Annotated in this window: 22 protein-coding genes and 3 tRNA genes; 3 read left to right on the forward strand and 22 right to left on the reverse strand. The window is 63.3% G+C overall.

The window, feature by feature from the left end; genetic code table 11:
• Positions 1 to 2: 2 nt before the first annotated feature.
• From L6758_RS03215 to L6758_RS03240, 6 genes are all read right to left on the reverse strand, one after another.
• Positions 3 to 620, reverse strand: a complete 618-nt coding sequence (locus tag L6758_RS03215) for an LURP-one-related/scramblase family protein (RefSeq protein ID WP_237204470.1) — start codon at positions 618 to 620, stop codon at positions 3 to 5.
• Positions 621 to 634: 14 nt separating this feature from the next.
• A complete protein-coding gene (rsmD, locus tag L6758_RS03220) occupies positions 635 to 1,195 on the reverse strand; it encodes a 16S rRNA (guanine(966)-N(2))-methyltransferase RsmD (protein ID WP_237204471.1) in 561 nt (186 codons plus the stop codon).
• A 206-nt stretch (positions 1,196 to 1,401) separates the two neighbouring features.
• A complete protein-coding gene (locus L6758_RS03225; RefSeq protein WP_237211844.1) occupies positions 1,402 to 3,966 on the reverse strand; it encodes an ATP-dependent DNA helicase RecG in 2,565 nt (854 codons plus the stop codon).
• Positions 3,966 to 4,925: a DAK2 domain-containing protein gene (locus tag L6758_RS03230; protein ID WP_237204473.1), complete on the reverse strand. Its 960-nt coding sequence runs from the start codon at positions 4,923 to 4,925 to the stop codon at positions 3,966 to 3,968. Before L6758_RS03230 ends, L6758_RS03225 begins: the two co-directional genes overlap by 1 nt.
• Entirely contained in the window at positions 4,906 to 5,946 is a 1,041-nt protein-coding gene (gene thiL, locus L6758_RS03235; protein ID WP_237204474.1) for a thiamine-phosphate kinase, read from the reverse strand. Before thiL ends, L6758_RS03230 begins: the two co-directional genes overlap by 20 nt.
• A 7-nt stretch (positions 5,947 to 5,953) precedes the next feature.
• Positions 5,954 to 6,955 (reverse strand): hypothetical protein, encoded by a 1,002-nt coding sequence (locus L6758_RS03240; protein ID WP_237204475.1) that lies wholly within the window; start codon positions 6,953 to 6,955, stop codon positions 5,954 to 5,956.
• 149 nt (positions 6,956 to 7,104) lie between these two features.
• Here L6758_RS03240 and L6758_RS03245 point away from each other — a divergent pair, with 149 nt between their 5' ends.
• A complete protein-coding gene (locus L6758_RS03245; protein WP_237204476.1) occupies positions 7,105 to 7,632 on the forward strand; it encodes a DUF3515 family protein in 528 nt (175 codons plus the stop codon).
• 102 nt (positions 7,633 to 7,734) lie between these two features.
• Here the strand turns inward: L6758_RS03245 and L6758_RS03250 are convergent, their stop codons facing one another.
• From L6758_RS03250 to leuC, 6 genes are all read right to left on the reverse strand, one after another.
• Entirely contained in the window at positions 7,735 to 8,889 is a 1,155-nt protein-coding gene (locus tag L6758_RS03250; protein WP_423817179.1) for a D-alanine--D-alanine ligase family protein, read from the reverse strand.
• A gap of 13 nt (positions 8,890 to 8,902) precedes the next feature.
• Complete coding sequence (locus tag L6758_RS03255) at positions 8,903 to 9,994, reverse strand: NAD(P)H-dependent glycerol-3-phosphate dehydrogenase (RefSeq protein ID WP_237204478.1); 1,092 nt, start codon at positions 9,992 to 9,994, stop codon at positions 8,903 to 8,905.
• Between the two features lie 22 nt (positions 9,995 to 10,016).
• A complete protein-coding gene (locus L6758_RS03260) occupies positions 10,017 to 10,790 on the reverse strand; it encodes a lysophospholipid acyltransferase family protein (RefSeq protein WP_237204479.1) in 774 nt (257 codons plus the stop codon).
• A 1-nt stretch (position 10,791) separates the two neighbouring features.
• Positions 10,792 to 12,114, reverse strand: coding sequence for a UDP-N-acetylglucosamine 1-carboxyvinyltransferase (murA, locus tag L6758_RS03265; RefSeq protein ID WP_237204480.1), 1,323 nt, complete (start codon positions 12,112 to 12,114; stop codon positions 10,792 to 10,794).
• A gap of 219 nt (positions 12,115 to 12,333) precedes the next feature.
• Positions 12,334 to 12,927 carry a 3-isopropylmalate dehydratase small subunit gene (gene leuD, locus L6758_RS03270; RefSeq protein WP_237204481.1) on the reverse strand — a complete coding sequence of 198 codons (594 nt, stop codon included), beginning with the start codon at positions 12,925 to 12,927 and terminating at the stop codon, positions 12,334 to 12,336.
• Between the two features lie 49 nt (positions 12,928 to 12,976).
• Positions 12,977 to 14,398 carry a 3-isopropylmalate dehydratase large subunit gene (leuC, locus tag L6758_RS03275; protein WP_237204482.1) on the reverse strand — a complete coding sequence of 474 codons (1,422 nt, stop codon included), beginning with the start codon at positions 14,396 to 14,398 and terminating at the stop codon, positions 12,977 to 12,979.
• A 219-nt stretch (positions 14,399 to 14,617) separates the two neighbouring features.
• On the opposite strand from leuC, the gene L6758_RS03280 reads away from it, so the two are divergent.
• The gene (locus tag L6758_RS03280) at positions 14,618 to 15,334 is read left to right on the forward strand and encodes an IclR family transcriptional regulator (protein ID WP_135013841.1); all 717 of its coding nucleotides are present in this window, start codon (positions 14,618 to 14,620) and stop codon (positions 15,332 to 15,334) included.
• Between the two features lie 67 nt (positions 15,335 to 15,401).
• On the opposite strand, the gene L6758_RS03285 is transcribed toward L6758_RS03280, so the two are convergent.
• The 7 genes from L6758_RS03285 to L6758_RS03315 all read right to left on the reverse strand — a co-directional run bounded on the left by L6758_RS03285 (position 15,402) and on the right by L6758_RS03315 (position 22,219).
• The gene (locus tag L6758_RS03285) at positions 15,402 to 17,117 is read right to left on the reverse strand and encodes a dynamin family protein (RefSeq protein ID WP_237194226.1); all 1,716 of its coding nucleotides are present in this window, start codon (positions 17,115 to 17,117) and stop codon (positions 15,402 to 15,404) included.
• Positions 17,118 to 17,132: 15 nt separating this feature from the next.
• A complete protein-coding gene (locus tag L6758_RS03290) occupies positions 17,133 to 18,926 on the reverse strand; it encodes a dynamin family protein (protein WP_237194229.1) in 1,794 nt (597 codons plus the stop codon).
• A 108-nt stretch (positions 18,927 to 19,034) separates the two neighbouring features.
• Positions 19,035 to 19,107 (reverse strand) — tRNA-Glu (locus tag L6758_RS03295).
• Between the two features lie 245 nt (positions 19,108 to 19,352).
• Positions 19,353 to 19,425 (reverse strand) — tRNA-Glu (locus L6758_RS03300).
• A 25-nt stretch (positions 19,426 to 19,450) separates the two neighbouring features.
• Positions 19,451 to 19,522, reverse strand: a tRNA-Gln gene (locus L6758_RS03305).
• Between the two features lie 309 nt (positions 19,523 to 19,831).
• Positions 19,832 to 21,346 carry a glutamate--tRNA ligase gene (gltX, locus tag L6758_RS03310; RefSeq protein WP_237204483.1) on the reverse strand — a complete coding sequence of 505 codons (1,515 nt, stop codon included), beginning with the start codon at positions 21,344 to 21,346 and terminating at the stop codon, positions 19,832 to 19,834.
• Between the two features lie 96 nt (positions 21,347 to 21,442).
• On the reverse strand, positions 21,443 to 22,219 hold the full coding sequence (locus L6758_RS03315) for a fumarylacetoacetate hydrolase family protein (protein WP_237204484.1): 777 nt from the start codon (positions 22,217 to 22,219) through the stop codon (positions 21,443 to 21,445).
• A gap of 307 nt (positions 22,220 to 22,526) precedes the next feature.
• On the opposite strand from L6758_RS03315, the gene L6758_RS03320 reads away from it, so the two are divergent.
• On the forward strand, positions 22,527 to 24,218 hold the full coding sequence (locus L6758_RS03320) for an ABC-F family ATP-binding cassette domain-containing protein (RefSeq protein ID WP_237204485.1): 1,692 nt from the start codon (positions 22,527 to 22,529) through the stop codon (positions 24,216 to 24,218).
• Between the two features lie 74 nt (positions 24,219 to 24,292).
• On the opposite strand, the gene L6758_RS03325 is transcribed toward L6758_RS03320, so the two are convergent.
• The 3 genes from L6758_RS03325 to L6758_RS03335 form a co-directional block, all read right to left on the reverse strand.
• Positions 24,293 to 25,390 carry a branched-chain amino acid aminotransferase gene (locus tag L6758_RS03325; RefSeq protein ID WP_237204486.1) on the reverse strand — a complete coding sequence of 366 codons (1,098 nt, stop codon included), beginning with the start codon at positions 25,388 to 25,390 and terminating at the stop codon, positions 24,293 to 24,295.
• A gap of 112 nt (positions 25,391 to 25,502) precedes the next feature.
• Complete coding sequence (locus L6758_RS03330) at positions 25,503 to 26,561, reverse strand: 3-isopropylmalate dehydrogenase (protein WP_237194236.1); 1,059 nt, start codon at positions 26,559 to 26,561, stop codon at positions 25,503 to 25,505.
• Positions 26,562 to 26,626: 65 nt separating this feature from the next.
• Entirely contained in the window at positions 26,627 to 26,977 is a 351-nt protein-coding gene (locus L6758_RS03335) for a hypothetical protein (protein WP_237204487.1), read from the reverse strand.
• Positions 26,978 to 26,979 lie beyond the last annotated feature (2 nt).

A 26,979-nucleotide genomic window follows, 5' to 3' on the forward strand; every position in this document is an offset into this window, starting at 1 on the left:
CCCTAGTTGCGGGCGTCCTTTGCCCGGATGAGGTCAAGGGCAACCAGGCCGCCCAGCATGGCCAGGCGCACGGGTTCGGGGGCGCCGGGGTCGAAGTTCACCCCGTAGCGGCTCTTACCGCGCAGCCCCGCCACCAGGCCGCCCCATTCGCGGGCAACGCGGGCAGCTACATGGCCGTTAACCGTGATGTTGAAGTCGTACTCAAAGAGACTACCTTCGAGCTCCAGGGTGAGGCCCGGCAGCTCGATGGTGAGGCGCTTGCGCATGAAAGAGAACTGCTTTTGCACGTGGGCAAAGAGAGAGCCATCGGGGTTCAGCAGTTCGTAGCGATCCAGGCCAAAATCAAAGGGGTCAACAATCTTAAGAAGAAGGTTCCCGTTACCGTCGACCAGGTCAAAGGTGCGGTTACCCTTGAGCAGGCGGCCTGCGGTTGAGCCGGTGGTGAGCACCCGGCCGAGCACGCGCCCGTCCTGGCTCTGCATCTCAAAGTCATTGCTCATGAAGCTGCGGGTTTGCTGCACCACCAGGGTGTTTTCGGTCAGCAGGGGCGCGGACGCTCCCTGGTTCGTTTCTGGGGTCGGCTGGGGCTGATACCCGGGGTTGTTTGTGTTCTCACTCATAGTTCCACCCTAAACTAGACGGCGGGCTCCACATAATAGAGCACGGTCTCACCGTATTTTTTCTCGGCAAACTTTTCAAGGCCTTCGGGCCAGGCGGGCTCGTCGGTGCGGGAGGCCCGTTCAACCACCACCACCGCTCCCTCGGTCAGGCGGGGCGCCAGCAGGGCCAGCAGATCTTCGAGCTCGCTGTTGGTCACGGCGTAGGGCGGGTCAATAAAGACCAGGTCCCAGGCGGACGCCCCCGCCGAAAGGTAGGTGCGGGCCGTCATCTTATGCACGCGGGCCGCACCCCCGGCGGTCTTGCCCACAGCGGCGATGTTTTTTTCGATGACGGTAACGGCCTTGGGGTAATGGTCCACGAAGTCCACGTGGGCAGCCCCACGCGAGAGAGCCTCGCAGCCCAGGGCACCCGAGCCGCCGAAGAGGTCGAGGGCGCGGACGCCGTCCAGCATGTTGTAGGTATCCAGGCGAGAAAAAAGGGCTTCTTTGACCCGGTCGGTGGTGGGGCGGGTGTTGTCGCCGGGGACGTTGGCTAGGCGCAGGCCGCCTGCGGCTCCTGCAATGATGCGGCTCATTCGGCTGCGCTCCGCTCGTAGTGGTAGAGGGTGGGACTGTTATAAGGGTACCGGTAGGGCTGGTGAGAACAAAGAGAGGGTTAGGTATGGGTGACCGGTGACGGAGGGCCCGCCGAGTACTTGAGTTGACCGCATTTATTCTGGTTTACCCGCAACCAGTTGCGGGTAAACCAGAATAAATGCGGGGCCTACGGCCTTGGCCGAACCTACCCACGCCCTAGGAAGGCCTCGCGGTCGGCGTCGAGGGCCCGGTCGATGGTGCGGGCCAGGTCGGGGTGTTTGGCCAGGGTGGGGTCAGCCTCAATAATTCCGAAGGCGTCCTGCCGGGCCCGCTCGATGAGCTTGGCATCGGTCAGGGCCCGCAGCAGCTTGAGGGTGGACTTCTTCCCTGACTGGGCAGCGCCGAGAATATCGCCTTCGCGCCGCTGTTCCAGGTCAACCCGCGAAAGCTCGAAGCCGTCGGTGGTGGCCGCTACCGCTGCCAGTCGCTCCCGGCTGACGCCGTCCGCCGGCTGCCTGGTGACCAGTAGGCAGGTGCCGGGCAGGGAGCCGCGGCCAATGCGTCCGCGCAACTGGTGGAGGCCAGAAATACCGAAGCGGTCGGCGTCCATAATGATCATGAGGGTTGCGTTGGGCACGTTCACGCCCACCTCAATCACGGTGGTAGACACCAGCAGATCAATGCGGCCGGCGGAGAATTCGGTCATGACCCGGTTTTTCTCGGCGGTATCCATTCGCCCGTGTAGCCCCTCGATGCGCACCCCTGCTAGGGCGGGAACGTCCTCGAGCTCCTCCAGGGTGCTCTCGACCGAGGCCAGCGAACCGCGGGCGCTCTCCCCCGCCGCAGCCTGGGAGCCCAACCCCTTACCTGTGAGGCCACCTGCCCCGAAGAGAGTCTGGCCCGCTTCAGCGTCACCGGGGGTATCGGCCCCGCCGATTTTGGGCACCACCACATAAACCTGGTGCCCGGCATCGATTTCTTCGCGGGCGCGGGCCCAGATGCGGTCGGCCCAGCGGGGATGCTCTGCCAGCGGCACCACGTGGGTGGTAATTTTTTGGCGGCCGGCCGGTAGCTGGTCAAGCACCGAGGTGTCGAGATCGCCGAAGACGGTCATGGCGACGGTACGGGGTATGGGGGTGGCGGTCATGACCAGCCGGTGGGGCAGCTCCCCGCCGGGCCCGCGCAGGGCATCACGCTGTTCAACGCCGAAGCGGTGCTGCTCATCGACCACGACCAGCCCGAGGTCGGCGAAGGTCACCGAGTCTCCGAGCAGGGCGTGGGTGCCGATGACGATGTCTGCCTCACCCGAGGCGATAGCTAGCAAGGCTTCCCGTTTGGCCTTGGTTTTGAGTGAGGCGGTCAGCAGAACGACGCGGACGCCCGCCCCGGCGCTCCCGGAGCTGTCCTGCGGGGCCAGCATGTCACCCAGAATCTCGCAGACCGACCGGTAGTGCTGTTCGGCCAGCACCTCGGTGGGGGCCAGCATAGCCGACTGGGCACCGTTATCTGCCACCTGCAGCATGGCGCGCAGGGCCACCACGGTTTTACCCGAGCCCACGTCCCCCTGGAGCAGGCGGTTCATGGGCGAAGAGCTGGCCAGGTCAGAGCGGATTTCTGCGCCAACGGCCTGCTGACCCTCGGTCAGCTGATAGGGCAGGGCCTCCAGCAGGGCGTCCGCGAAACCGCCCTCTACATAGGGGCGGGCAACGGTCTGGTGGGCGGCGCGGGCTGCACGAATACGGGCAAGAGCGGCCTGTAGCACGAAGGCCTCGCGGTAGCGCAGGGAGTGGTGGGCTGCCCGCCAGGTTTCTTCGGTATCGGGGGTGTGCACGGCCCGGTAGGTCCACTCGAGGGAGGGGATCTTGCGGCTCTTGCGCACGGTAAAGGGGACGGGGTCTTCGAGCTCCTTGAGGTTGATGCGCTCAATCAGGGTCTCGATGGCTGCGGCCACCTTATCGGTGGGGAACTTGGGGCTGGCCTTATAGACCGGTATGGGGGCGGACGCCCGCGCGGCGGCCCGCTCTATCGCTTCGGCGCTGGCGCCGGGGGCGGCGGCCAATTCTTTCCCGGCGATGACGGCATAGTGGGGGTTGGTCAGGGTGATTTCGCCCCGGTAGGAGCCCACCTTGCCCGAGAACATGACCTGGTCGCCCTCGTGAATGTCGCGGGCTGCTGTCCAGGCGTTGAAGAAGCTCAGGGTCATGGTGCCGCTGGCTGTCAGCGAGTAGGGTTCGGGGGCGTAGCCGCCAAAGATGTCTCCCAGCTGGTAGCTGGGCTGGGTGCCCGGTAGCTGGGTGTCGGTGGAGCCCCCTGCGCTACCGTGCAGACGGGGGTTGGTGTAGCCCCGGGTGTAGGACGCCGGTGGGGCCGCTCCCCGGTAGGCGTTGGGGTTAGGGGGTTGCCAGGCGGGCTCGGGCTGACCAACCTGATCTAGCTGGTCGGTGATGGTGATTTCTGTGATGGACCCGCGGCGCGATGCCATCTGGCGGGTTGTCACCCGCACTACCCTGGCGACGATGGTAGCTTCGGTACCTTCTACCAGGGATGAGAAGGGGGTCAGTTCCCCGCGCGGCAGGTACTTGCGGGGGTAGTAGTCCAGGGCCTGCCCCACGGTTTCTAGCCCCAGGTGGGTCTTAAAGGACTTGGCCAGGGTCGCTCCCAGGTAGTCGGCCAGGGGGGCGTTATCGAGGCGGTCTTCTGCTGCGTAGCGGGCCAGGGCGTCCTTTGCCTGCTCGCTCAATTCCGGGGTCTTTCGTTTACGGGCTGCCATTAGGAGGTAGGCTCCTGGTGGGCGGGGTCATCCAGGGAGGTGGTTCGCACGTTGAGGGGCTTGCCCGCAGCGCGGATGAGGGCCAGGGCGTCCTCGGCCTCGGGGACGTGCACGTGGATAGCCCACAGGGCCTCATTCCCAGCTTCGACCTGGGCAATGGAGACCGAGTCCCCGACCGTCTCAAGTGCACTGCGCAGCTGGGTTACTTCGAGCACCGGCAGATAAATCTCGCACATGACCTCGATGCGAGGCTCCCCTGCCGAGCGCTGTCTCGTGTTTCGGGTCGGTAAGGACGCCGCCCCCACCTGGAGCAGGTCGCGGTAGGTGGCCTGCGGGGCGGCTCCCAGCAGCTCTGTTGCCAGGGCCACTAAGACCAGGTGCAGGCCCAGGGCTCCGGAATCAACCCAGCCGTTACGGGCGTGGTCTGCTTCGGCGGTAGCTCGCAGGGCAGCCTCTGAGACGGCCAGTAGCTTCGTGAGGTAGTCCTGCCAGGGGTCCTCTTCATCGGTAGGATCTGGCAGCGGGCAGGTGGCTAGAGCCTGCATGAGGGTCAGCATGGTGCCATCTGCTGGCTGGCTGAGGGCAGCGGACGCCTGCTGGGCTCCTCGTTCCCAGGCGGCGCAGAGCCCCCCAGGAGTAAGAGGCTGCACCGGGGACGGTGCTAGTTGCCCGGTCTCCCCCAGCTCTTCTGCCAGTCCCAGCAGCCACACAGCTAGCAGGGTTCCAGAGTTGCCTCTGGCCCCGCGCAAGGCTGCCCGCGCGGCCAGAGCTAGGGTGGGTTCGTCCGCCATGCCGGCGGTGTCGGCGGCACGCCCGAGGGTGGCGACCATGTTGGCCCCGGTGTCGGCGTCGGCCACGGGGAAGACGTTAATGCGGTTGAGAAGGGATCGGTGCTCCACCAGCTGGGTGCGAGCGCGCAGTAGCCAGTTCAGCCACCAGTCAGCGGGAACCTGCCTCAAAGTGATCCCATCCTTTCGCGGTGTAGGTGCGGCCGTCGACGGTGATTCCGTCACCTGCCTGTACCGTACCAATTCTAGTAAATCCGGGCGGTATCTGTGCAGGTGGGCAGGTGCCTAGTAGACCGTGGTCTTCCCCGCCGGTCAGTACCCAGCGTAGGGCTTGGGCGTCCGCCTGTTCGGGGGTGCCTGCGGTGAGCAGGGCTGCAGGGCCTACCCTGTTGACCCATGGGGCCAGGGCCGTCGAGTCAAGGTCAAGAGCCACACCGGAGGCCGCTGCGATACGGCCGCCGTCGCGTACCAGCCCGTCGGAGACGTCCATGAGGGAGGTCAGGTGGGGGGCGCCCTCCGGCCCCAGGTGTAGGGGTGAGCGGGGGCGCTGCTGGGCGCGGACGCAGGCGGTCAGCTCTTCGGTGGCAGTGAAGGGGGCTGAGTCGAGCAGGGCTAGGCCGGCAGCGGCGGTACCCAGGGCACCGGCGAAGACTACGGCGTCCCCGGGGCGGGCCCCGCTTCGAGTGATGGGCCGGTCGGTCAGGCCCACGGCGGTAACAGTTACCGAGATTTCGCTGCCGGAGCCCATATCACCGCCGGCAATTGTGCAGGTGGTAGCCCCCTGGGCGGTGCAGGATTCGGTAATCCCCCGGGCAAAATCCTGCACCCAGCTCACGGGGGTATCAGGGGTCAGGGTAAGGGACACCAGCAGGGTGACCGGGGTAGCCCCCATAGCTGCGATATCGGCCAGGTTCTGGGTAGCGGCCTTCCAGCCCACCTCATACCCGCCGGTTGTGTAGCCCGAAGGCCAGCTGCGGCGGAAGTCCTGGTTTTCGGTTTGGGTGTCGGTACTCATGACGGTCAGCCCGCCCCGCAGATCGAGGGCAGCAGAATCGTCCCCCGGCCCCAGGACCAGGGCGCCGGGGGTACCCAGCTCGGCACGGACGTCCGCCGCCCGCTCATTGTGCTCGGCCAGCACGGGCATAAACAGGGCAAGAAGCTGGCCCTCACTCACCTGGGCAACGGTCTGCATAGGGCTCCTAGTTCCTGGGCGCGCGGTTACGCCAGACAAAGTTAAAGACCACCAGGGCCAGGCCCGCCGTGGCAATACCCGTAAAAATAAGCAGGGGGCGGGCACCGTTCATAATGGTGTTGCCGCGCTGGAAGATACTCCCCCCGGTCACTGCCCCAGCCTGGTGCCCCTGGGCTTCTGCCCCGGCAACACCGGCGGCCTGGTTGGGGTCGGCAGATGAAGATCTGTTCCCCTGGGCCCCCGACACGTTCAAGAAGCCCTCCACCCACTCAGGTGCCCCCGCGTACCCGGGGTTCTGCTGGCTACTTGAGAAAATACCCAGCACGGTTCCATCTACCGGTGAGATTTCCAGCTGGCTGGTATCGGCGTCCATCCGGGTCGGGTCCTGGGCCCCGGCGACGCTGTTGCCCAGGGTTGAGGGCACGAAGGCCCCCTGGCCCGGCGCCGCAACTTGGTTGCCCTCGCTTTGGCCCGTACCGGCGGACGGCTGGGCCGAGGGGTCGGCGGCGGGCAGGCTGGGCAGCCCGGCAGCTCCACCGGTTACATCGGGGGCGGACGTCTCCCCCGGCGGTACCGGAAGCACGATGACCGACTCGCTGGGGGCAGGAACCGGCTCAGGGTCAGCCGAAGGCACCGGGTCGCTGGTGGGTTCTGGTGCCGGGCTAGATGGCGCAGGTGAGCTAGGTTCAGGCGCGGGGCTTGTCGGCTCTGCACTCGTAGGCTCAGGGCTAGGAGTCTCCGGTGTGGGAGTCCCAGGTGTTGGTGTTTCGGGGCTGGGTGATTCAGTAGCGCTAGGGGCGACTGTGATCTCCAGGCTAGGGCTCTCGCTCGGGATCTCGCCCACCAACGGTGTGCTGGTGGGCGTGGAGCTTGTCGGGGCGGGGCTTTCTGTCGGGTCAGCGGCGAAAGCGCTCTGGGGGCCGGTGAAAACCTGCCCGGCGAGCAGGGCAAGGGGGGCTACCGTCACAGCAAGAGCCGTCCCCGCCGCATAATAGGTCTTCTGCTTCACAGCCCCTCCTTCCATCGCTCATATCCAGGTAGTCTTGTTCGGCTACCTGCCCCGGCTAGCTCTACCCCTACCCTACCGAATCTGCTCTCCCCCGGCTAGCGCCCTCCACCACCGGCGTCCTGCCACAGCGAAAGTTATACAATAGCCAGGTGAGAACACCGCGCAAACCCCTCGTCCTCGTCCTGACCGCTCTAGGCCTGACCGGCTGCGGGGCAGGTGCCGTCAACCTCGAACCGGCCCCAGACGCCGCTAACCCCACCTGCGCCTACGCCCTGGTTGCTATGCCCGATACCGTGAGCGGCCTGGCGCAGCGCGAAACCACCGCCCAGGCCACCACCGCCTGGGGCGACCCCAGCGCCGTCATCCTCAAGTGCGGGGTCGAACTCGGCACAGCCCCCGTGTCGGATACCTGTGTCTCGGTCAACGGCGTTGACTGGATCGTTAAGCCCGCCGACGAAGAACTCGCTACTGCCGCCGAGCAAACTGCCACAGGCACCTGGGTTGCCGAAACCTTCGGCCGCGACCCCGCCGTGCAGGTAACCTTCGACGCTGACCGGGTATCGTCCTCCACCGTCCTTGCAGAAGTATCGTCGGCCGTTGCCCAGATACCCCAGCAGATGCAGTGCACCAATGTCGATGACACCCTTACCGGTGTCGACAGCGGCACCGGCAGCTAAACGAGAAACCGTGTAAGCGAAAACCCCCGTTACCGTCTCAGGTAGCGGGGGTTTCGTTGGCATCTAGAGGCAGGGGGCTTACCCCGGTGCCGTCGAAGGCTCCTAGCGCAGGCCCAGGGGGCGCTCCAGGGCCAGGGAAATCAGCTCGTCGATCAAATCGCCATAGGCCAGGCCGGTGTTCTCCCACATGGTCTTATACATAGAAATCGGGGTAAAGCCGGGCATGGTGTTCACCTCGTTAATCACCAGGCGGCCGTCCTCGGTGTAGAAGAAGTCAGCGCGGCACAGGCCTTCACCGTCAACGGCAAGGAAGGCCTCAACAGCCAGCTGGCGCATCCGCTCAGAAACCTCAGCGGGCAGGTCAGCCGGGCAACGGGTCTCAGCGGAAGTCTTCGACACGTACTTGGCCTCAAAATCATAGAAACCGTGTTGCTCATCAACGACCACAATCTCACCGGGGTAGGACGCCCGGGGCAGCTCAGAACGGTGCCCATCGAGCACAGCGCACTCAATCTCACGGCCCACAATACCGGCCTCAATCACCAGCTTGGGGTCGTGGGCCTGGGCCTCGGCAATCGCCGCATCGAGCTGGTCCGCCGAATCAACCTTGGTAATACCGAAGGACGAACCCGCACGAGCAGGCTTCACAAAGACCGGGTAGCCCAGTTTTTCGATGCGTTCGCGGGCACCGGCCTGGTCAAGCACCCACTGGCGGTGGGTCACAACCTCGTAGGGCCCAACCTCTAGGCCAGCGGCCTCGAAAGCCACCTTCATAAAGTGCTTATCCATGCCGATAGCAGATGAAGCTACGCCGCAGCCCACGTACTTCAAATCTGCCATTTCCAGCAGGCCCTGCACGGTGCCGTCCTCGCCGAAGGGGCCGTGGAGCAGGGGGAAGACCACATCAATTGCCGGGCCCATCTCAACGCTGGTGGCTTCGGCGGAGTCAATCAGGCGCAGGCGGTTGTCGCCGCCGCCCAGGGGCAGGAAGACCTGCTTGCCCTCAGCGGGGAACTCTGCCAGAGCGGTAGCCTCGGTCAGCTCGACCAGGGCCGCCTCGTCGGTCAGGTACCAGCGGCCGTCCTTAGTGATACCGATAGTAACCACGTCGTACTTGTCGTGGTCAATAGCCCCGAGTACGCCTCGGGCGGTAATCAGTGAGATGGAGTGCTCGGACGAGCGCCCACCGCACAGCAGGGCGACGGTAGGTTTGGTGCTGGTTTCGGTCATAACGTCCTTTGGTTTCGTGCGGGGCACAGCCCCGTCTGCCCTAGCCGGCTGCCGGGGTGCTTTCCTCAGATTTGAGGGAGCGGCCCAGCAGGGCGGGGGCTAATTCTTCAACTGATATTCTACGGTCGAGCACGGCGGTGACCGCTTCGGTGATGGGCATTTCTACCCCTACTTTTCGCGCGAGTTCTGCCACAACGGGGGCAGATTTAATAGACTCGGCGGTCTGGGTCATGACAGTGTGTAGCTGGTCAGGGGCAATGCCTTCGGCCAGCAAACGACCGGCAGTGTGATTGCGGGAAAGCGGTGAGGCACAGGTAGCGATGAGGTCGCCCATACCGGCCAGGCCACTCATGGTCTCGCTCTTACCGCCAAGAGCCAGGGCCAGGCGGGTGGTCTCAGCAAGACCCCGGGTCATGACCGAGGCTTTGGAGTTATCGCCGTACTGCTTGCCCTCGCACATACCCACGCAGAGAGCAATGACGTTCTTGACCAGGCCGCCAATTTCTACGCCCACAATATCGGTGTTGGTGTAGGGGCGGAAGTAGTCAGCGGCGCAGATAGCGGCAACCGCCTGTGCGGTTTGCTCGCTTTGAGCGGCAACCACGCTGGTGGTGGGCTGCTCCGCGATAATCTCCTTGGCCAGGTTGGGGCCAGAGAGCACGGTGACCCGCCCCGGCACAGCCTCAACTGTTTCGGGGGCTGCACCGCTGGCGATCAGGTGCCCTTGGAGCACCTCAATCATGACCTCGCTCATGCGCAGGCCCGTGCCCATTTCTAGGCCCTTGGCGAGAGACACCAGCAGGGCGTCTTCTTCCATCAGGGGGGCAAAGACCTCAAGCTGGGAGCGCAGCACCTGGGCCGGAATAGCCAGCACCACGATGCTGGCCCCGGTCAGGGCTTCAGCGGCGTCGGCCGTCATGACCATGCTGTCAGGGAGCTTGACCCCGGGGAAGTAGCCCTCGTTAGTGCGGCTCTGCTGCATGGCTTCCATCGTGGTGGGGTTACGCCCCCACAGCACGACCTGCCGGTCGGCGCCTGAGCTGGCGGCGGCGTCCGCAAGAACCTTGGCAAAAGCGGTGCCCCAGCTACCTGCTCCAAGAACAGCGATTTTCTGGTGCTTCACATTGGTCATGGGTGCGGGCCTCCCCTAGCGGTTACTGGTCAGGTGACTGGCGGACGTCCAACACGGCATTCCAGCGCCCGGCAGGGGCTTTCTCCCCGCGCAGGCCTTCAAGCAGGCTGGTAACGTCATCAAGCATACGGTTGGTGACGGCGTTCAGCTCGTCGTGGGTATAGCGAGCACCGGCTTCACGGCGCTGAACCAGGTCGCTGAAATCGACCGGGTCGCCCACCACAATCTTGACCTTCTTACGGGGCCAGCTGAAGCGGGGCTTGCCGCGGCGGGGCCAGAAGTCCTGGTCGCCCCAGTGGGCTACCGGGTAGACCGGGGCGCCGGTGGCCAGGGCCAGGCGGGCTGCCCCCGATTTACCGGTCATGGGCCACATGTCGGGGTCCTTGGTCAGGGTGCCCTCGGGGAAGATAATGACCGCTCCCCCGGCGTCCAGAACATTCTGGGCAACCTCAAGGGACTGGCCTGCCCGGGCTGAGCCGCGGGCAACCGGGATGTGGGCGCACTGGCGCATGAGCCAGCCCAGCACCGGCACCCTAAACAGCGCTTCTTTGGCCAAGAACCGGGGCAGCACGCCCTCAAGGAAGAGGGGGTAGGCTGCGGTAATCGGGTCTACCACGGTCAGGTGGTTTGAGACCACGATAAACCCGCCGGTCTTGGGTAGCTTCTCCCGCCCCTCAATCTGCGCCTTCATGGGCAGGTTGTAGAGGGGTCGCAGGAGCGTACCGGCTACGGTGTAAACCGTGTCCCCCATCTTGGTGGGCTTGATATCACTCAAAGAAGCGCTGTTCTTGCTCATCTTAGGCAGTGACCTCGAAGTTAGCGCCCAGGGCGGTGAGCTTATCAACGAAGTGCTCGTAACCGCGGGAGATCACAGAAACACCGGTGACGTTTGAGGTGCCTTCAGCGGTCAGGGCAGCAATCACGTGGGAGAAGCCACCGCGCAGGTCGGGCACGTTGATGTCAGCCCCATGCAGGGGGGTCTTACCGGTGATGATGGCTGAGTGCTTGAAGTTCTGGTGGCCGAAGCGGCAGGGGGTGGGGCCCAGGCAGTCCTTGTGCAGCTGTACGGTAGCGCCCATGCGAACCAGGGCGTCGGTGAAGCCGAAGCGGTTCTCGTAGACGGTCTCGTGAACAACGGAGACACCCTTAGCCTGGGTCATGGCTACGACCAGGGGCTGCTGCCAGTCGGTCATGAAGCCGGGGTGCACGTTGGTTTCAACGAAGAGGGGGTTCAGGTCGCCGCCCTGGTGGAAGAAGCGGATGCCCTCGTCGGTGATGTCCAGGCCGCCACCCAGCTTGCGGTAGACATTGATGAAGGTGGAGAGGTCCTTCTGGTTGGCGTTGCGCACGAAGATATCGCCGCCGGTGGCCAGGGCTGCTGACGCCCAGGAGGCTGATTCGTTGCGGTCGGGCATAGCCACGTGGTTGAAGCCGGTCAGCTCGTCGACGCCCTCAATGATGATCTGGCGGTCGGTTTCGACGGTGATGATGGCACCCATCTTCTGCAGGATAGCGATGAGGTCCATAATCTCGGGCTCAATAGCAGCGCCGGTCAGCTCGGTCTTGCCCTTGGCACGGGAAGCGGCCAGCAGAACCTGCTCGGTAGCACCAACTGAGGGGTACTCTAGGTTAATCTGGGCGCCCTTGAGGCCGTCTGCGGGGGCCTTCATAGAGATACCGGTGGGCAGCTTCTCAATCTTGGCGCCGAACTTTTCGAGCACGCGCAGGTGCCAGTTGATGGGGCGGTCACCAATCTTGCAGCCACCCAGGTCGGGAATGAAGGCCTCACCGATAGTGTGCAGCAGGGGGCCACAGAGCAGAATCGGGATGCGGGAGTCGCCTGCGTGCACCTCAATGTCGGTGTGGTTGGCTACAGAGACCTTCGAAGGGTCCATGCGCAGCTCACCGGCCTGCACGTTGTAGTCCACCGAAACGCCGTGCAGCTCAACCAGGTCGGTAACGACCTGTACGTCCTTGATTTCGGGAACGTTGCGGAGCACCGAGGGGGTGGAACCCAGCAGGGCGGCAACCATGGCCTTGGGGACCAGGTTCTTAGCACCGCGGACGTTTACCTCGCCCTTCAGAGGGGTGCCACCTTCAATACGCAGTGCGCTGACCATGTATGTCCAATCGTCAAAACTACTAGGGTGTTGATTCGCGTTACTTTACGCGTCAATTCTCGTTTACCAACTTTACCCCACTTAGGTGCACTGGTTGTTGTACAGGCGGTGTTCTTAGCCATACCACAGCTTTTACTTATCTAGACGGGCCAGGCAGAACACCAAAAGGACGCCGGTGCGCGGGGCACGGCGTCCTTTGGGTTAAGCTGTGGGCTGGTTTTACAGCTGCTGGGTGCGGGGCAGCCAGGCGGGGCGCTTGGCCTCGTAGGCGGTGATGGCGTCCTCATGCTGCAGGGTAAGGCCGATGTCGTCCAGGCCTTCCATCAGGCGCCAGCGCACGTAGTCGTCAATCTGGAAGGGTACGGTCAAAGCGCCGACGGTGACGGTCTTGTCTTCCAGGTCAACGGTGACCTCGGTGCCGGGTTCGGCCTCTAGCTGCTTCCAGATCAGTTCGATGTTGTCCTGGTCTACCTGGGCCGCGACCAGGCCCTGCTTGCCGGAGTTACCGCGGAAGATGTCAGCGAAACGGGCTGAGATGACCACGCGGAAACCGTAGTCCTTGAGAGCCCAGACCGCGTGCTCGCGGGATGAGCCGGTGCCGAAATCGGGACCAGCAACCAGCACTGTACCGTGCTTGTAGGGCTCCTGGTTGAGGATGAAGTTTTCGTCCTTGCGCCAGCCAGCGAACAGGGCGTCGTCGAAGCCGGTCTTGGTCACGCGCTTGAGGTAGACGGCGGGGATAATCTGGTCGGTGTCGACGTTGGAGGCGCGCAGGGGCACCCCGATGCCGGTGTGCTTCTTAATGGGTTCCATCAAAAATCCGTTTCCGCCCGATCAAGCCGGGCTAATGCGAGTGGGATGCTTAGAGGTCAGCCGGTGAGGACAGGGTACCGCGGATGGCGGTAGCGGCGGCAACCAGGGGTGAGACTAGGTGGGTGCGCCCGCCCTTACCCTGGCGTCCTTCGAAGTTGCGGTTGGAGGTTGAGGCGCAGCGTTCGCCGGGAGCCAGCTGGTCGGGGTTCATACCCAGGCACATGGAGCAACCGGCGAAACGCCAGTCAGCCCCGAAGTCCTTGAAAATCTGATCCAGACCCTCTTCTTCGGCCTGGGCACGTACCTTCTGAGAGCCGGGGACCACCATCATACGGACGCCTTCGGCCAGCTTCTGACCCTTGACGATTTCAGCGGCAGCGCGCAGGTCCTCGATACGGGAGTTGGTGCAGGAGCCCAGGAAGACCACATCGACGGGGATGTCCTTCATAGGGGTACCTGCGGTCAGGTCCATGTATTCCAGGGCGCGGGAGGCGGCCTTCTGCTCGTTCTCGTCCTCGAAATCCTCGGGGAAGGGCACTGCCTGGGAAAGGGGGACGCCCTGGCCGGGGTTAGTACCCCAGGTAACGAAGGGTTCTAGCTCATCAGCATTGATGAAGACCTCCCGGTCGAAGGTTGCTCCCTCGTCGGTGGGCAGGGTCTTCCAGTATTCAACAGCGGCATCCCAGTTTTCGCCGGTGGGTGCGTGGGGGCGACCCTTGACGTACTCAAAGGTGGTCTCGTCGGGGGCCACCATACCGGCGCGGGCACCTGCTTCAATGGACATGTTGCAGATAGTCATTCGCCCCTCCATGGAGAGGGCACGGATGGCAGAGCCACGGTATTCCAGCACATAGCCCTGGCCACCGCCGGTACCAATCTCCGCGATAACAGCCAGAATGATGTCCTTGGCGGTCACGCCGGGCTTGAGAGTGCCCTCTACGTTAATAGCCATGGTCTTAAAGGGAGCCAAGGGCAGGGTCTGGGTAGCCATCACGTGCTCTACCTCAGAAGTGCCAATGCCAAAGGCTAGAGCACCGAAGGCGCCGTGGGTTGAGGTGTGGGAGTCACCGCAGACCACGGTCATACCGGGCATGGTCAACCCCAGCTGGGGGCCCACCACATGCACGATTCCCTGTTCTTTATCGCCCAGGGAGTGGATACGGACGCCGAATTCCTCGGCGTTCTTGCGCAGGGTTTCGATCTGGGTGCGGGAGGTCAGATCAGCGATGGTGGAGAAGATGTTCTCGGTGGGGGTGTTGTGATCTTCAGTTGCGATGGTGAGGTCGAGACGACGCAGGGGGCGTCCTTCCAGACGCAGACCCTCAAAGGCCTGGGGTGAGGTGACTTCGTGGACCAGGTGCAGGTCGATGTAGAGCAGGTCGGGCTTGCCGTCTTCGCCGGGCACTACGGTGTGCGCGTCCCAAACCTTTTCAGCCAAAGTTCGCGGGGTATGGTCGGTAATACCAGCCATGGAGTCCTCCATAAAGTTTTCTCGTGGTGCTTTAACAAGTGTGACCCGCCGAAGAAAATCTTTCCAATAAATGAACTTGCATATCACCATATGAGAAGTCATGATAGGTTATACGGACACAATCCTTTAGCTCTCGATCTTTCACACTCGAAAGGCTCCCACCGCAACCACTCACCTGGGCCGCAGCCCGGCCCACGACCACAGGCGAAAGTTACCACCATGCAAGATAACCGCAGCTCAGGCGTCGGCGTCCTCGATAAAGCCGCCCACATTCTTGACTGTCTCGAAGCAGGCCCCGCCACCCTCTCCCAGCTCGTTGAAGCCACCGGCCTAGCCCGCCCCACCGCCCACCGTCTCGCCGTCGCCCTAACCCACCACCGCCTGGTGGCCCGCGATGTTCAGGGTCGCTTCATGCTGGGGCCCCGCCTGGGCGAACTATCCAGCGCCGCCGGTGAAGACCGCCTGATCGCAGCCGCAGGGCCCGTACTCAACAACCTGCGCAATGTCACCGGTGAGTCCTCCCAGGTCTTCCGCCGCCAGGGCGACTGGCGCGTCTGCGTGGCCTCCGCCGAGCGTCCTATCGGCCTGCGCGACACCATCCCGGTGGGCACCCAGCTTTCCATGAAGGCAGGGTCAGCCGCCCAGATTCTTACCGCCTGGGAAGACCACGCCCGCCTGGTCGAGGGCCTACACAACGCCCGTTTCTCAGCCACCATGCTGGCAGCCGTCCGCCGCCGCGGCTGGGCCCAGTCTGTCGGCGAGCGCGAACGCGGTACCGCCTCCGTTTCAGCGCCGGTGCGCTCCCCCTCTGGCAAGGTCATTGCGGCTGTTTCTATCTCGGGCCCCATCGAGCGCCTGACCCGCCAGCCCGGCCGCCTGCACGCCGAAGTAGTGTGTGAGGCTGCAGCTGCGCTGACTGAGGCGCTGCGTAGCTAGAGCTGCTAAGAGGCTGAAATACAGAAACTCCCCGCTCACCGGTTTCGGTGGGCGGGGAGTTTTTGTTTTATCGGGCCTCGTGCAGGGCCTGGCGGTAGCCCTGGAGGCGGGCTAGTTCGTCTTGCACGGGGGCGGTGACGCAGCGGGCTGCCACATCTGCCAGGTTTGTTTCGAGCTGGCGGCGGATGTTCTTGGCGTAGATGCGGTGCCCCACTGCCGCTAGCCCTCGGCCCAGGGCCGCGGTGAGTATGCCCAGTAAGATGCCGGTGGCTACGAGCAGGGTGGGCACGGGCAGGGGGAAGCCCTCAACTGTGGGCGGATCGGGCAGCACAATCTGGAAGTAGCCGGCAAGAGCCAGGCCGGTGAGCCAGAGCAGACCCACAAGCGCCGTTGCCAGCCCCACCCATTGCAGGACGTTGAGCAGGTGCCACCACCAGCGTTTTTTCTGGGCATCGTAATGCACGGTAGCGGCAGCCCGCTCAATCTCACCGGGCAGGTGGCTCTCATAGGTGCGGGCAGCGTTCCTGATGGAGTGGCTCCAGGGCTCCTCGACGCCCTGTGAAACGCTGGTGGCAAAGGTGCGCAAGGACGTTGAAAGGGCCGCTTTCTGGGGCGCTCCCAGCGGTGGCAGGGATGACTTAGAGATAGGTGCCCCGTCGTGTTCCTTATGCAGGCCTAGGCGTTTGAGGGGGTCGCGTTTGATTTTGAGCAGCCAGCGGGTTGCAATCCAGCCGGTGGACGAAGCAGCGTGAAGCCTATAGGAGTCAGCCGCGGCCTTGACCAGGGCTTCTGCGCCCGAGGCAGCGTAGAAGTCGTCCTCAAGCCGGGTCGTTGCGGCGGCGGTGATGCCCGCGGGCTCTCCCCCGCCGTCCTGACCAGCCAAATCTGTGCGGACGCCCGCCAGGTCAGCTTCGATGCGGGCTACCGCAGCGTTCTTGGCAACGGCCACCTGGCCGAGAATCTCGCGCAGGCGGGGAATCTGGTAGCCGGTGCGGGCAGAAACCCCCAACGGATCAGCAAGCAGGGTGGAGGTGAGCCCGTCCTGGGCCAGTAGGAGCTTGAGGGAGTCCAGAACTGCCGGAACCTCGGTTTCGTCCAGGCGGTCGACCTGGTTGAGTACGGCCAGGGTTACTGCCCCGTGGGCGGCTAAGGGCCGGATGAAGTCCTGGTGAATCACGGCATCGGCGTATTTTTGAGGGTCCATGACCCAGACCAGCACGTCCACGCACTGGGCCATTTTCTCCACAATCGCCCGGTTGGAGGCCTCTACCGAATCGAAGTCGGGCAGGTCAAGAAGCACGAGCCCGCCAGTGGCCTGTTCAGTCTTGCCAGCTCCCACCGAACGGCGGATTTTGTTCCACATGCCCACGGTCACCGGCACATCGGCGCGGTTGAGAGCCTCTGCTGCCTGGGCGGGGTCTTCGTCCATGTAGGTACGGTTGGTGACGCCTAGCCAGTCCAGCAGGGGTTCTGCCCCGTCCTTACCCCAGATGGCGGCCTGGGCGGTGGAGGTGGTGGGGCGGCGGGCTGCGCTCTTGGCGATGTCTTTACCGACCACCGCGTTGAAGAGGGTGGACTTGCCCGAGCCAGTAGCCCCGAAGAAACCGATGACGGTGTGTTCGGCAGACAGTTCCCGGCGGGTTGCTGCCCGGCCCAGGGTTGCGCGGGCGGCTTCGAGGGTTTCGGGAGCTACTCGCCCTTCGCCCAGGTCAAGTGCCTCGGTGAGGGCGTCCAGGCGGGTAGCCAGGGCGGTGGTGGCGAAAGCTGTATCTGTGGTGGTCACGGTGGGTACTCTCGCTTACTTGGTCTCGGCTGTGGGTGCGGGGTTGGCTGCGGTGGAGGCGGACGCCAGCTGCTCCCCCGCGTGGGCCAGGATCTGGGCTGCTTCGGTCAGGTCGGCAGCTGAGGGGGTTTCGGGGTCGCTGCTGCCGCTTGCCTCGTCCAGGCGTTGGGTAAAGCGTTCTTGCTGGCTGACAAGGAGCTCTCGCATACGCTCTTCGAGGCGGGTGCGGGCTCCGGCTGCCATGCGGCGGACGGCGTCCTCACCAAAAATTGCTTCGAGCAGTTTCTGGCCCACGACGCCCGAGCCACCGGCGATACCCACTTCCAGGCCGGTGAGGCCGCCGGTCATGGAGAAGACCGCCACCATCAGAATCACGGCGGTGACGTTCACTCCCAGAGACATGAAACGGGCCCGCTGGCGTTTACCGGCGCCTTCGGCGGCGATGATGTCCATGACGTCCTGCTGCCAGGCTCGAATTGACTCGGCGACCTCTTCGGAGAAGTTCTCACCCAGGGCTGCCAGGTCGTCCCCGGCCAGCAGGGCGCGCCCGGCTCGGTCTTCGAGCCAGCGGCGCTGGGCGGTTTCGGCAGCGGCCGCAGCCTCTTCCATGATGACCGAGTGCAGGCCCACTTCAAGGGCCTGTTCCACCTCTACGGCACGGGTGGGCGGGGTGCCTCTGAAGAAGCCGGCGACGCGGTCGCGCACCTTGCCGATAGTGGTTTCTACCTGGCGGAAGAATTCACCGGTACCCACAAAGTCCTGCCAGCGGGTCAGCACCTCGCCGCGGAGCATCTGCCCGTCCTGGGTGGCCTCGTTCAGGTTGGCCAGGGCTCGCTCAAAGGCTGAGGTGACGTCCGCACGCAGGCGAGCTTCGGCGTCCTGCTGTTCACCGGCAGCCTGGGCGAGAATAGCTGCCTGCTGCCCTACCGCCCGCACCGCGCCTTCTAGGGTGCGGCGGGCGATATCGGAGCGGGCGTCCACGTCAGCGCCCAGGGAGCGCAGCCAGAAAATCAGGGGGGTGAGGGCGACGGAGGGCAGCAGGCCGCGTTCGTCGCGTTCCTGCTCGGTCACAGAGTGAATCAGGGCGGGAGTGATGCCCGCTTCGGTCAGCATGCGGGTGAGGTCGGCTTCAATTTCGTCTTCGGCGCCCTCGGGCACGCGGTTGAGCACCACGGCGATGGTGATATCGCGGGCAGCGGCCTGGCGCAGAATCTCCCAGGGCACGGCATCGGCGTAGCGGTTAGCGGTGGTGACAAACAACCAGAGGTCGGCAGCGCGCAAAAGCTGCTGGGCCAGGCGGCGGTTCTCGTCTGAGACCGAGTCGAAGTCGGGGGCGTCAATCAGGGCGATGCCGGCGGGCAGGGAGTCGACAGGTACGGTGACCAGCTCATCCTGGCCCTTGTGGGGGTTAGCGCCGGGTAGGGCTTCGCCGGGGGCTACCGGCACTCGCACCAGGTGGGGCAGCATACGCTCCGGGGTGAAGGCGTCAGCGTCTTCGGGGCGGTGCAGCAGGACGGGCTGGCGGGTAGTGGGGCGGATCGCGCCGGAGCGGGTGACGGGTTCCCCCATCAGGGTGTTGACCAGGGTGGACTTGCCGGCACCGGTAGAGCCACCCACCACGACGGTCAGCGGGGCGTCGAGGGTAGCCAGCTTAGGCAGGATGTAGTCATCGAGCTGGGTGACGGCGGTACGGGCTTCTTTGCGCGCGTCGTCAGCGGAAGCTGTGATGAGGGGAAAGGACGCTGCCGCCAGGGTGTTGCGGGCGTCGCGGACGGCTGCGAGAGCGGGGGTGATTGTTTCCTTGTGCACGTACCCTATTCTCGCATGTTTAGCGAAAGACGCGGGGCTTGGTAGCCAATGACGCTGTGGGCAAAAGAAAAGCTCCACATCCTACTGGATGTGGAGCTTTTTAGCCTGTGACCCCAACCGGATTTGAACCGGTGTTGCCGCCGTGAGAGGGCGGAGTACTAGGCCGCTATACGATGGGGCCGAAACTCTTTCGAGCTGCTACCGTTATCCAGCAACAGATAAAACTATACACACACCGTTTACCTGTGCGCAAGCTGGAAGGGTGTAATCTGCGCCATTTCTAAGAACACAGGCGCACGGGGCACATGTGGCGCCTACCGCCATATGTGGCGATGGCGCTGCCACATTTGGCGGCCACCGCAACATATTGCATTCAGACACACGAAAAAATCCCCCGCTTCGAATGAAGCGAGGGATTTTAGCCTGTGACCCCAACCGGATTTGAACCGGTGTTGCCGCCGTGAGAGGGCGGAGTACTAGGCCGCTATACGATGGGGCCGTAACATCTTGAACCAAGATGTTCGCTGGGATACCAGGACTCGAACCTAGAATGACGGTACCAGAAACCGTAGTGTTGCCAATTACACCATATCCCATTATTATTTACTCCGGCTTGTTTTCCTTTCGGAACTCATCGCCGCAACGAGTAATAACTCTATACGAGCTTTTGAGGGCGTGCAACTTGAAATCTGTAGAGCTGGCTCACATTCAAGTAGTTCACCCTGTGTTTACCCTTATTTCTAGCGGTTTTTGGCCCCAAAATTTTTGTAAAAATTCCTGAAAAAGCTGCTGCGGGCGTCCTACTTCCCCACTTTTCCATCTTCCTAGGTCTTATAAAAAGCACCACCCCGCTCCCCTACTAGGCGGGGTCACGGGGCGGTGCGTGAGCTAAACCTCGAAATTTTTTAGGCCAGCGAAGCGCGGAGCTTCTTCAGGCGGGCAAGAGAGGAATCCTTGCCCAGAATCTCCATAGACTCGAAGAGCGGCGGTGAAATGCGCTGGCCGCTCATGGCGGTGCGCACCGGGCCGAAGGCCAGGCGGGGCTTGATCTCAAGACCGTCGACGATAGCTTCGCGCAGGGCAGCTTCGATGGTGGTAGCGGTGAAATCGGTCAGGCCCTCAACGGCGGTAATAGCCGCATCGAGAACTGCCGGTGCTGACTCCTTAAGCTGCTTGGCGGCGTCCTCAGCAACCTCGATGTTCTCATCGGCGGTGAAGAGGAAGCCCAGCAGGCCGGGAGCCTCACCCAGAAGCTGCATGCGCTCCTGAACCAGAGGGGCTGCCTCGGTCAGAATGGCCTGCTCACGCTCGGTCAGGTTCTCGAAGCTCTCAGCGGAGACCAACTGAGCCTTGTGCAGGAAGGGAACCAGGCGGTTGCGGAAGTCCTCTGCTTCCAGCATGCGGATGTGGGTGCCGTTGATAGCCTCAGCCTTCTTGACGTCAAAGCGGGCGGGGTTAGCCAGCACGTCCTTGATATCGAAGGCAGCCACCATCTGGTCCATGGTGAAGATGTCTTCGTCGTGTGAGAGGGACCAGCCCAGCAGGGAGAGGTAGTTGAGCAGTCCCTCCTTGATGAAACCGGCATCCAGCAGGTTGTAGAGGCTGGATTCGGGGTCGCGCTTGGAGAGCTTCTTGTTGCCCTGGCCCATGACGTAGGGCAGGTGGCCAAATTCGGGGATGAAGCTGGTGACGCCGACCTCAACTAGGGCCCGATAGAGGGCGATCTGGCGGGGGGTGGAGGACAGCAGGTCCTCGCCACGCAGCACATGGGTGATGCCCATCAGGGCGTCGTCCACGGGGTTGACCAGGGTGTAGAGGGGCTTGCCGTTGGCGCGGACGACCACGAAGTCGGGTACGGATCCGGCCTTGAAGGTGATGTCGCCGCGCACCAGGTCGTGGAAGGTGATGTCTTCATCGGGCATGCGCAGGCGCAGGACGGGCTGGCGGCCCTCGGCCCGGTAGGCGGCCTTCTGCTCTTCGGTCAGGTCGCGGTCAAAGTTGTCGTAGCCCAGCTTGGGGTCTTCGCCCTTGGCCTTGTGGCGCTCTTCAACTTCTTCAGGGGTTGAGAAGTCTTCGTAGATAAAGCCGCCGGCCTTGAGCTTCTCTACTACCTCGGCGTAGATGTCCATACGTTCTGACTGGCGGTAGGGCTCGTGGTGGCCGCCGACGCCGACGCCTTCGTCCCAGTTGATGCCCAGCCACTGCAGGGATTCGAGCACCTGGTTGAAGGATTCTTCGGAGTCGCGGGCAGCGTCGGTATCTTCGATACGGAAGACCATGGTGCCGCCGGTGTGCTTGGCGTAGGCCCAGTTGAAGAGGGCGGTGCGCACCATGCCCACGTGCGGGGTGCCGGTGGGTGAGGGGCAGAAGCGGACGCGGGTTTCGCTGGGGTCGTTAAGTTTCAGAGCGTAATCACTCATGGATGTTGGCACATCCCTTTCTTCTTGAAAGCTGGTGGTGGGTTCTAGTTTACTCGCCGCTTTTCTCCGGCGCGGAACTTTGCTGAGGGCGGTCTTTTACTCGGCGCGGACGGTGTTGATGAGGGAGCCGATGCCCTCTACCTCAATCTCGACCTCGTTACCTGCGCTCAGGCGTCCTACCCCTGCGGGGGTACCGGTGAGAATCACGTCACCGGGCAGCAGGGTGAAGTATTCGCTGGCGGCGGCGACGAGTTCAGCCACGGAGAAGACCATGTCGGCGGTGGTGCCGTCCTGTTTGAGGTCGCCGTCCACCCAGGTTTGGATGGTGAGGTCGTCGGTGTCCAGGTCGGTTTCGATCCAGGGGCCGAGGGGGCAGGCACCGTCGAAGCCCTTGGCGCGAGCCCACTGGATGTCAGTTTTCTGGGCGTCTCGAGCGGTCAGGTCGTTGGCAACGGTGAAGCCGTAGATAACTTCGGGCACGCGGTCCAGGGGCACGGACTTGGCGATGCGGCCGATGACGACAGCAAGCTCACCCTCGAAGGAGACGTTATCTGACCATTCGGGCAGGGCGATGGGGTCGCCGGGGCCGATGACGCTGGTATTGGGCTTGAAGAAGAACTGGGGGGTGGTGGGGGTTTCGTTGCCCAGTTCGGACGCGTGGTCGCGCCAGTTGCGGGCCACACCAATGACCTTGGAGCGGGGAATGATGGGGGCCAGCAGGCGGACGTCCGCTAGGGGGTATCGCTTGTCGGTGGGGTTAATGCCTGTGTAGAAGGGGTCGCCGGAGAGGACAGTGATGGTCTCTTCGCCGGGCTCACCTTCAACCAGGCCAAAGTGCAGGGTATCGTCTACGGTAAATCGGGCAATGCGCATGGTTCTAGACTACCGGACTTGAACACAAGGTGACTCGCTTTTCGGTAGGGACCAGATTTCTCTCAAATTCCTTCATCTCAATACATACAGCCGTCACTTTTCTGGTCCATTCTCAAAAGTGGCAGCACTAGCTGAATTTCAGAAGTCATTGACAGCGCCCACCCCGCTCCCCTACAGTAATCACCAGTTCTTGTTCCCTACGGAAGGCTCCCCAGTGGATTTTTCAGCGGCTCTCTAGACCACGCTGAAACCCCTCACCGCGGTTTTCAGCACCTCACCTCTTTGACTCTGAATGGATCGCACCCACATGCCTATTTCCGTATCTGAACCCCACCTTTCTTTTAACAGCCTCAGCCTGATTTGGCCCGACGGCACCCCCTGCTTTGAAAACCTCACCGGCGCTGTCAGTGCCCCGGTTACAGCTCTCATTGGCGATAACGGCTCCGGCAAATCAACCCTGCTCAAGCTCCTAGCTGGCACCCTAGAACCAACGAGCGGCAGCATCAGTCGGCCCGGTACCGTGGCCTACCTGCCCCAGGATTTAGGGCTCACCCCGCAGACCACCATCGCCGACCTCTTCGCTATCACCGACGTCCTCGACGCTCTCACTGCGCTAGAAGCCGGCGACTACTCCGAAGAGCTCTACGACCGGATCGGTGATAACTGGGATGCCGCTGAGCAAGCCCAGGCTGCCCTGGCCGCGTCCGGCTTCTCTCCCGCCCTAGCCGCTACCGACGCCCGGGCCCTCATGCGGCGCACCGTCGGCACGCTCTCAGGTGGCGAGGCCGTCACCGCAGCCCTCACAGCCCTAGTTGCCACCCGCCCCGGCGTCCTACTATTGGATGAGCCCACCAACAACCTCGACGCCGACGCCCGCGCTACTCTCTACCGGCTCCTAGATACTCTGCCCTGCCCCGTGCTCGTGGTCAGTCACGACCGCGACCTGCTCGAGCGGGTCGATGAAGTGCTGGAACTCAGGCAGGGAACCCTGCGCTCTTTCACCGGCAACTACAGCGCCTACCGGCAGGCCATCGACAGCGAGCAGGACGCCGCCGCCCGCCACCTGCGCGAGGCCAAGCAGGTTGAGCGGCAGGAAAAGCGGGAGCGCATCGAGGCAGAAACCAAGCTGGCCCGCGCGGCCCGGGCTGGAGCGACCGCCCAGGCTAACCGGCGGGGTTCGCGTATGTCGATGGGGCTGGCCGCCTCCTCAGCCCAGCGGTCGGCGGCCAAGATTCGGCAGACCCACCAGGGCAGACTTGACGCTGCTACTGCAACCCGGAAGGCCCGGGAACGGGATATCCGCGAGGACCAGGCCATCTATCTTGACCTGCCCGGCACCCGGGTGCCAGCAGGTAAGCGGGTGCTGGAGCTAACCCTGCGGCAGGGTACCGGTGCGGACTCCAGCCCCTACCAGGGTGAGCAGGAGCAGGCGGATGACGGGGCGGCAGCGGCTACTCCCCTGCCTGAGCGGCTGATTGTCCAGGGCCCAGAGCGCCTGCGGCTGGCAGGAGCTAACGGGTCAGGTAAGAGCACCCTTCTGAGGGCAATTATGGGAGATGCCCAGGCAGCCGACACTGCCCACTACACCTGCGACTATCGGGTAGCGAACACCGGCTACCTGCCCCAACGGCTGGCCCTCCCCCAGGACCAAAGCATGCTGCAGCTGGTCATGGCAGCCAACCCGACGCTGACCGAACAGCAGGTGCGCGACGACCTAGCCCGACTGCTCTTCCGCCGGGAACGGGTACACCTGCCCGTGGGAGTACTTTCCGGTGGCGAGCGATTCCGCGTGGCCCTAGCAACCGTCCTCTTGGCCAGCCCGGCGCCCCAGCTGCTGATTCTCGATGAACCCACCAACAACCTCGATATGGCCTCGGTGGACTGGCTAATCCAGGCGCTAGCCTCCTATGAGGGTGCCCTCCTGGTCGTCAGTCACGACGAAGCCTTCTGTGCGCAGCTAGGCCTGACGGACGTCCTAACGCTCCCCAAGCACCACTAGAAAAGACCATTAAAACTAGAAAAACCCACCTAGTTGGTGGGTTTTTCTGATTTAGATGGTACCTACCCGAGGGGCTAGACCAGCTTGACGTTCCAGCCCAGGCGGTCCTCAACCTTGCCGGTCTGAATACCAACCAGCTCTTCGCGCAGGGCCATAGTGACTTCGCCACCGTCCGCACCTGATGCCGAGGGGATCTCAAAGTCAGCGGCCTTGAGCTTACCCACGGGGGTAATCACAGCAGCAGTACCGCAGGCGAAAATCTCGGTAATCTCGCCACTTGCCACGCCCTCGCGCCACTCGCTCAGGGTAATCTTGCGTTCTTCCACGGTGTGGCCGCGGTCCTCAGCCAGCTTGATAATAGACTTACGGGTCACACCGCGCAGAATAGTGCCGGTCAGCTCGGGGGTGACGATACGTCCGTCCTTGTAAACGAAAAAGACGTTCATGCCACCGAGCTCTTCGATGGCGTCATCGCGGTTGGGATCCTTGAAGATGACCTGCTTACAACCGTTGGCCTCGCCCTCCAGCTGGGCAGCCAGAGAAGCCGCGTAGTTGCCGCCGCACTTGGCCTCGCCGGTGCCGCCCACACCAGCGCGGGCATAGGTGGTGGATAGCCAGATATCAACGGGCTTGGGGGTGCCGAAGTAGTTACCGGCAGGGGACGCAATGATGAAGAAAGAAACCTCGTGGGCCGGGCGGATGCCCAAGAAAGCCTCGGTGGCAATCATGAAGGGGCGCAGGTAGAGGGATTCACCGTCACCGTTAGGCACCCAGTCGGCATCGATGGTGACCAGCTGGCGGATGGCTTCAACAAAGAGTTCTTCGGGCAGGTTGGGCAGCACCAGGCGGTCTGCTGACTTATTCAGACGGGAGGCGTTCTCTTCAGGACGGAAGGTGGTGATGGACCCGTCTGCCTGGCGGTAGGCCTTGATGCCCTCAAAGATTTCCTGGCCGTAGTGGAAGACGGACGCCGCAGGGTCCAGGCTCAGGGGGCCGTAGGGCAGAACCTGGGCGTTGGTCCATTCGCCGCCGTCGGTGTGGGTGCCGCGCCAGTCGATGCGCACCATGTGGTCGGTGAAGTAGTTGCCGAAGCCGGGGTCGGCGAGGATCTCGGCGCGTCGTTCGGCACTGGCGGGGTTGGGGTTGCGGTTGATGGTGAATTCGAGTGACATGCTCATCCTTCAAACTGTGTCGTGGGGTCTCTTATCTAGGGTACCCCAGGGTCTTTCGCTCTGTTAGCTAGCTTACGCAAGACCCCACCGGGTTTCGGTGGGGTCAGGGGGCTTAGCCCAGCTGGGCGAGGATTGCGTCGCCGATTTCGTCGGTGGCGCGGGTCGCGCCGGGGTTGGCGGCCAGGTCAGCTTCAACGGCCTGTTCGATCCGGGCGGCTGAAGCCTCGTGGCCCAGGTGGCGCAGGAGCATGGCAGCTGCCAGGACGGTTGCAGTCGGGTTGGCCTTGTTCTGCCCGGCGATGTCGGGGGCTGAGCCGTGGACGGGCTCAAACATGGAGGGGTAGGTGCCGTCAGCGTTGATATTGCCGCATGCTGCATAACCGATGCCGCCGGTAATGGCACCGGCCTGGTCGGTAAGAATATCCCCGAAGAGGTTATCGGTGACAATCACATCAAAGCGGGCGGGGTCGGTGGTGAAGAAGATGGTGGCTGCGTCAATGTGCAGGTAGTCGGTGGTGACCTGGGGGTATTCTTCGGCGACCTTGTTGAAGATGCGGTTGTAGAGGGCACCAGCGTTGACCAGCACGTTGGTCTTGTGGATAAGGGTCAGCTTTTTCTTCTCGCGGCTGGCGGCCAGTTCGAAGGCGTAGCGCACCAGGCGTTCGATACCGTAGGCGGTGTTGACCGACACTTCGGTGGCAATTTCAGCGTCGGTACCGGCGCGGAGCACACCGCCGTTACCGGCGTAGGGGCCTTCGGTACCTTCACGCACGACTACAAAGTCGATGTCACCGGGGTTGGTCAGGGGTGAGACAGCGCCGGGGAAGAGGCGGGAGGGGCGCAGGTTGATGTAGTGGTCGAAGGAGAAACGCAGGTTGAGCAGGATTTCTCGTTCGATCAGGCCGCTGGGAACGGCGGACGAGCGCGGGTCGGCTCCCACTGCGCCGAAGAGGATGGCGTCGTGCTGGGCGAGTGCGGTCTTGGTCTCTTCGGTGAGGGTCTGACCGGTGGCGAGCCAGTGCTCTGCACCGAGGGGGTATTCGGTGGAGGTGACAGTGATGTTGTCGAGTTCGGCGGCGCGGGTAAGGACGCGGTGGGCTTGGGCTACTACTTCGGGGCCGATGCCGTCGCCGGGGATGACGGCCAGGTTGATGGAGCTGTTTTCAGTCATGGTTTAAGGCTAGTCCTGCGAGCGCAGCTTTGCCCATATTTTGACTGGTGGTTTCATATATTGATCTAGGGTGTGAGGTTGTCGGTAGCTGGTAGGGACGCTACCGGCTTATTGCCTGTGGGGGCTACTTCTAGGGTGGTGAGCCTGCCACCAGCCAGATGGGCGAGGACGAGCGCATCCCCGTCCTGGGTGCCTACGGATAGGTAGGTTCGGGGCAGGTCCTGGTCGATGGGCTCGCCCGGGTAAAGCAGGTTGTAGGTGAGGCAGGTGCCGCAGTCGCAGGTCTGCTCTATCTGAGCTTCTTTAAGGGCAGCAATTGCTGCCTCACGTTCTGCTGTATTCGGTTCACGGTCGCTCGGGGTGAGGGGCTTGGCCAGGCTTAATACCGCCGCAAAGAACTCTTTTTCGCTGATCATAG

Origin of the sequence: Rothia nasimurium, from assembly GCF_928382285.1 — a bacterium.
Taxonomy (GTDB): Bacteria; Actinomycetota; Actinomycetes; order Actinomycetales; family Micrococcaceae; genus Rothia; species Rothia nasimurium_E.

Bases quoted from the DNA above. Each gene is read 5' to 3' on its own strand.
- rsmD (WP_237204471.1), bottom strand. From the start codon at position 1,195: ATGAGCCGCATCATTGCAGGAGCCGCAGGCGGCCTGCGCCTAGCCAAC.
- L6758_RS03255 (WP_237204478.1), bottom strand. From the start codon at position 9,994: ATGACCAATGTGAAGCACCAGAAAATCGCTGTTCTTGGAGCAGGTAGC.
- leuC (WP_237204482.1), bottom strand. From the start codon at position 14,398: ATGGCTGGTATTACCGACCATACCCCGCGAACTTTGGCTGAAAAGGTT.
- L6758_RS03260 (WP_237204479.1), bottom strand. From the start codon at position 10,790: ATGAGCAAGAACAGCGCTTCTTTGAGTGATATCAAGCCCACCAAGATG.
- L6758_RS03225 (WP_237211844.1), bottom strand. From the start codon at position 3,966: ATGGCAGCCCGTAAACGAAAGACCCCGGAATTGAGCGAGCAGGCAAAG.
- murA (WP_237204480.1), bottom strand. From the start codon at position 12,114: ATGGTCAGCGCACTGCGTATTGAAGGTGGCACCCCTCTGAAGGGCGAG.
- L6758_RS03320 (WP_237204485.1), top strand. From the start codon at position 22,527: ATGCCTATTTCCGTATCTGAACCCCACCTTTCTTTTAACAGCCTCAGC.
- L6758_RS03280 (WP_135013841.1), top strand. From the start codon at position 14,618: ATGCAAGATAACCGCAGCTCAGGCGTCGGCGTCCTCGATAAAGCCGCC.
- L6758_RS03215 (WP_237204470.1), bottom strand. From the start codon at position 620: ATGAGTGAGAACACAAACAACCCCGGGTATCAGCCCCAGCCGACCCCA.
- leuD (WP_237204481.1), bottom strand. From the start codon at position 12,927: ATGGAACCCATTAAGAAGCACACCGGCATCGGGGTGCCCCTGCGCGCC.
- gltX (WP_237204483.1), bottom strand. From the start codon at position 21,346: ATGAGTGATTACGCTCTGAAACTTAACGACCCCAGCGAAACCCGCGTC.
- L6758_RS03335 (WP_237204487.1), bottom strand. From the start codon at position 26,977: ATGATCAGCGAAAAAGAGTTCTTTGCGGCGGTATTAAGCCTGGCCAAG.
- thiL (WP_237204474.1), bottom strand. From the start codon at position 5,946: ATGCAGACCGTTGCCCAGGTGAGTGAGGGCCAGCTTCTTGCCCTGTTT.
- L6758_RS03315 (WP_237204484.1), bottom strand. From the start codon at position 22,219: ATGCGCATTGCCCGATTTACCGTAGACGATACCCTGCACTTTGGCCTG.
- L6758_RS03330 (WP_237194236.1), bottom strand. From the start codon at position 26,561: ATGACTGAAAACAGCTCCATCAACCTGGCCGTCATCCCCGGCGACGGC.
- L6758_RS03325 (WP_237204486.1), bottom strand. From the start codon at position 25,390: ATGTCACTCGAATTCACCATCAACCGCAACCCCAACCCCGCCAGTGCC.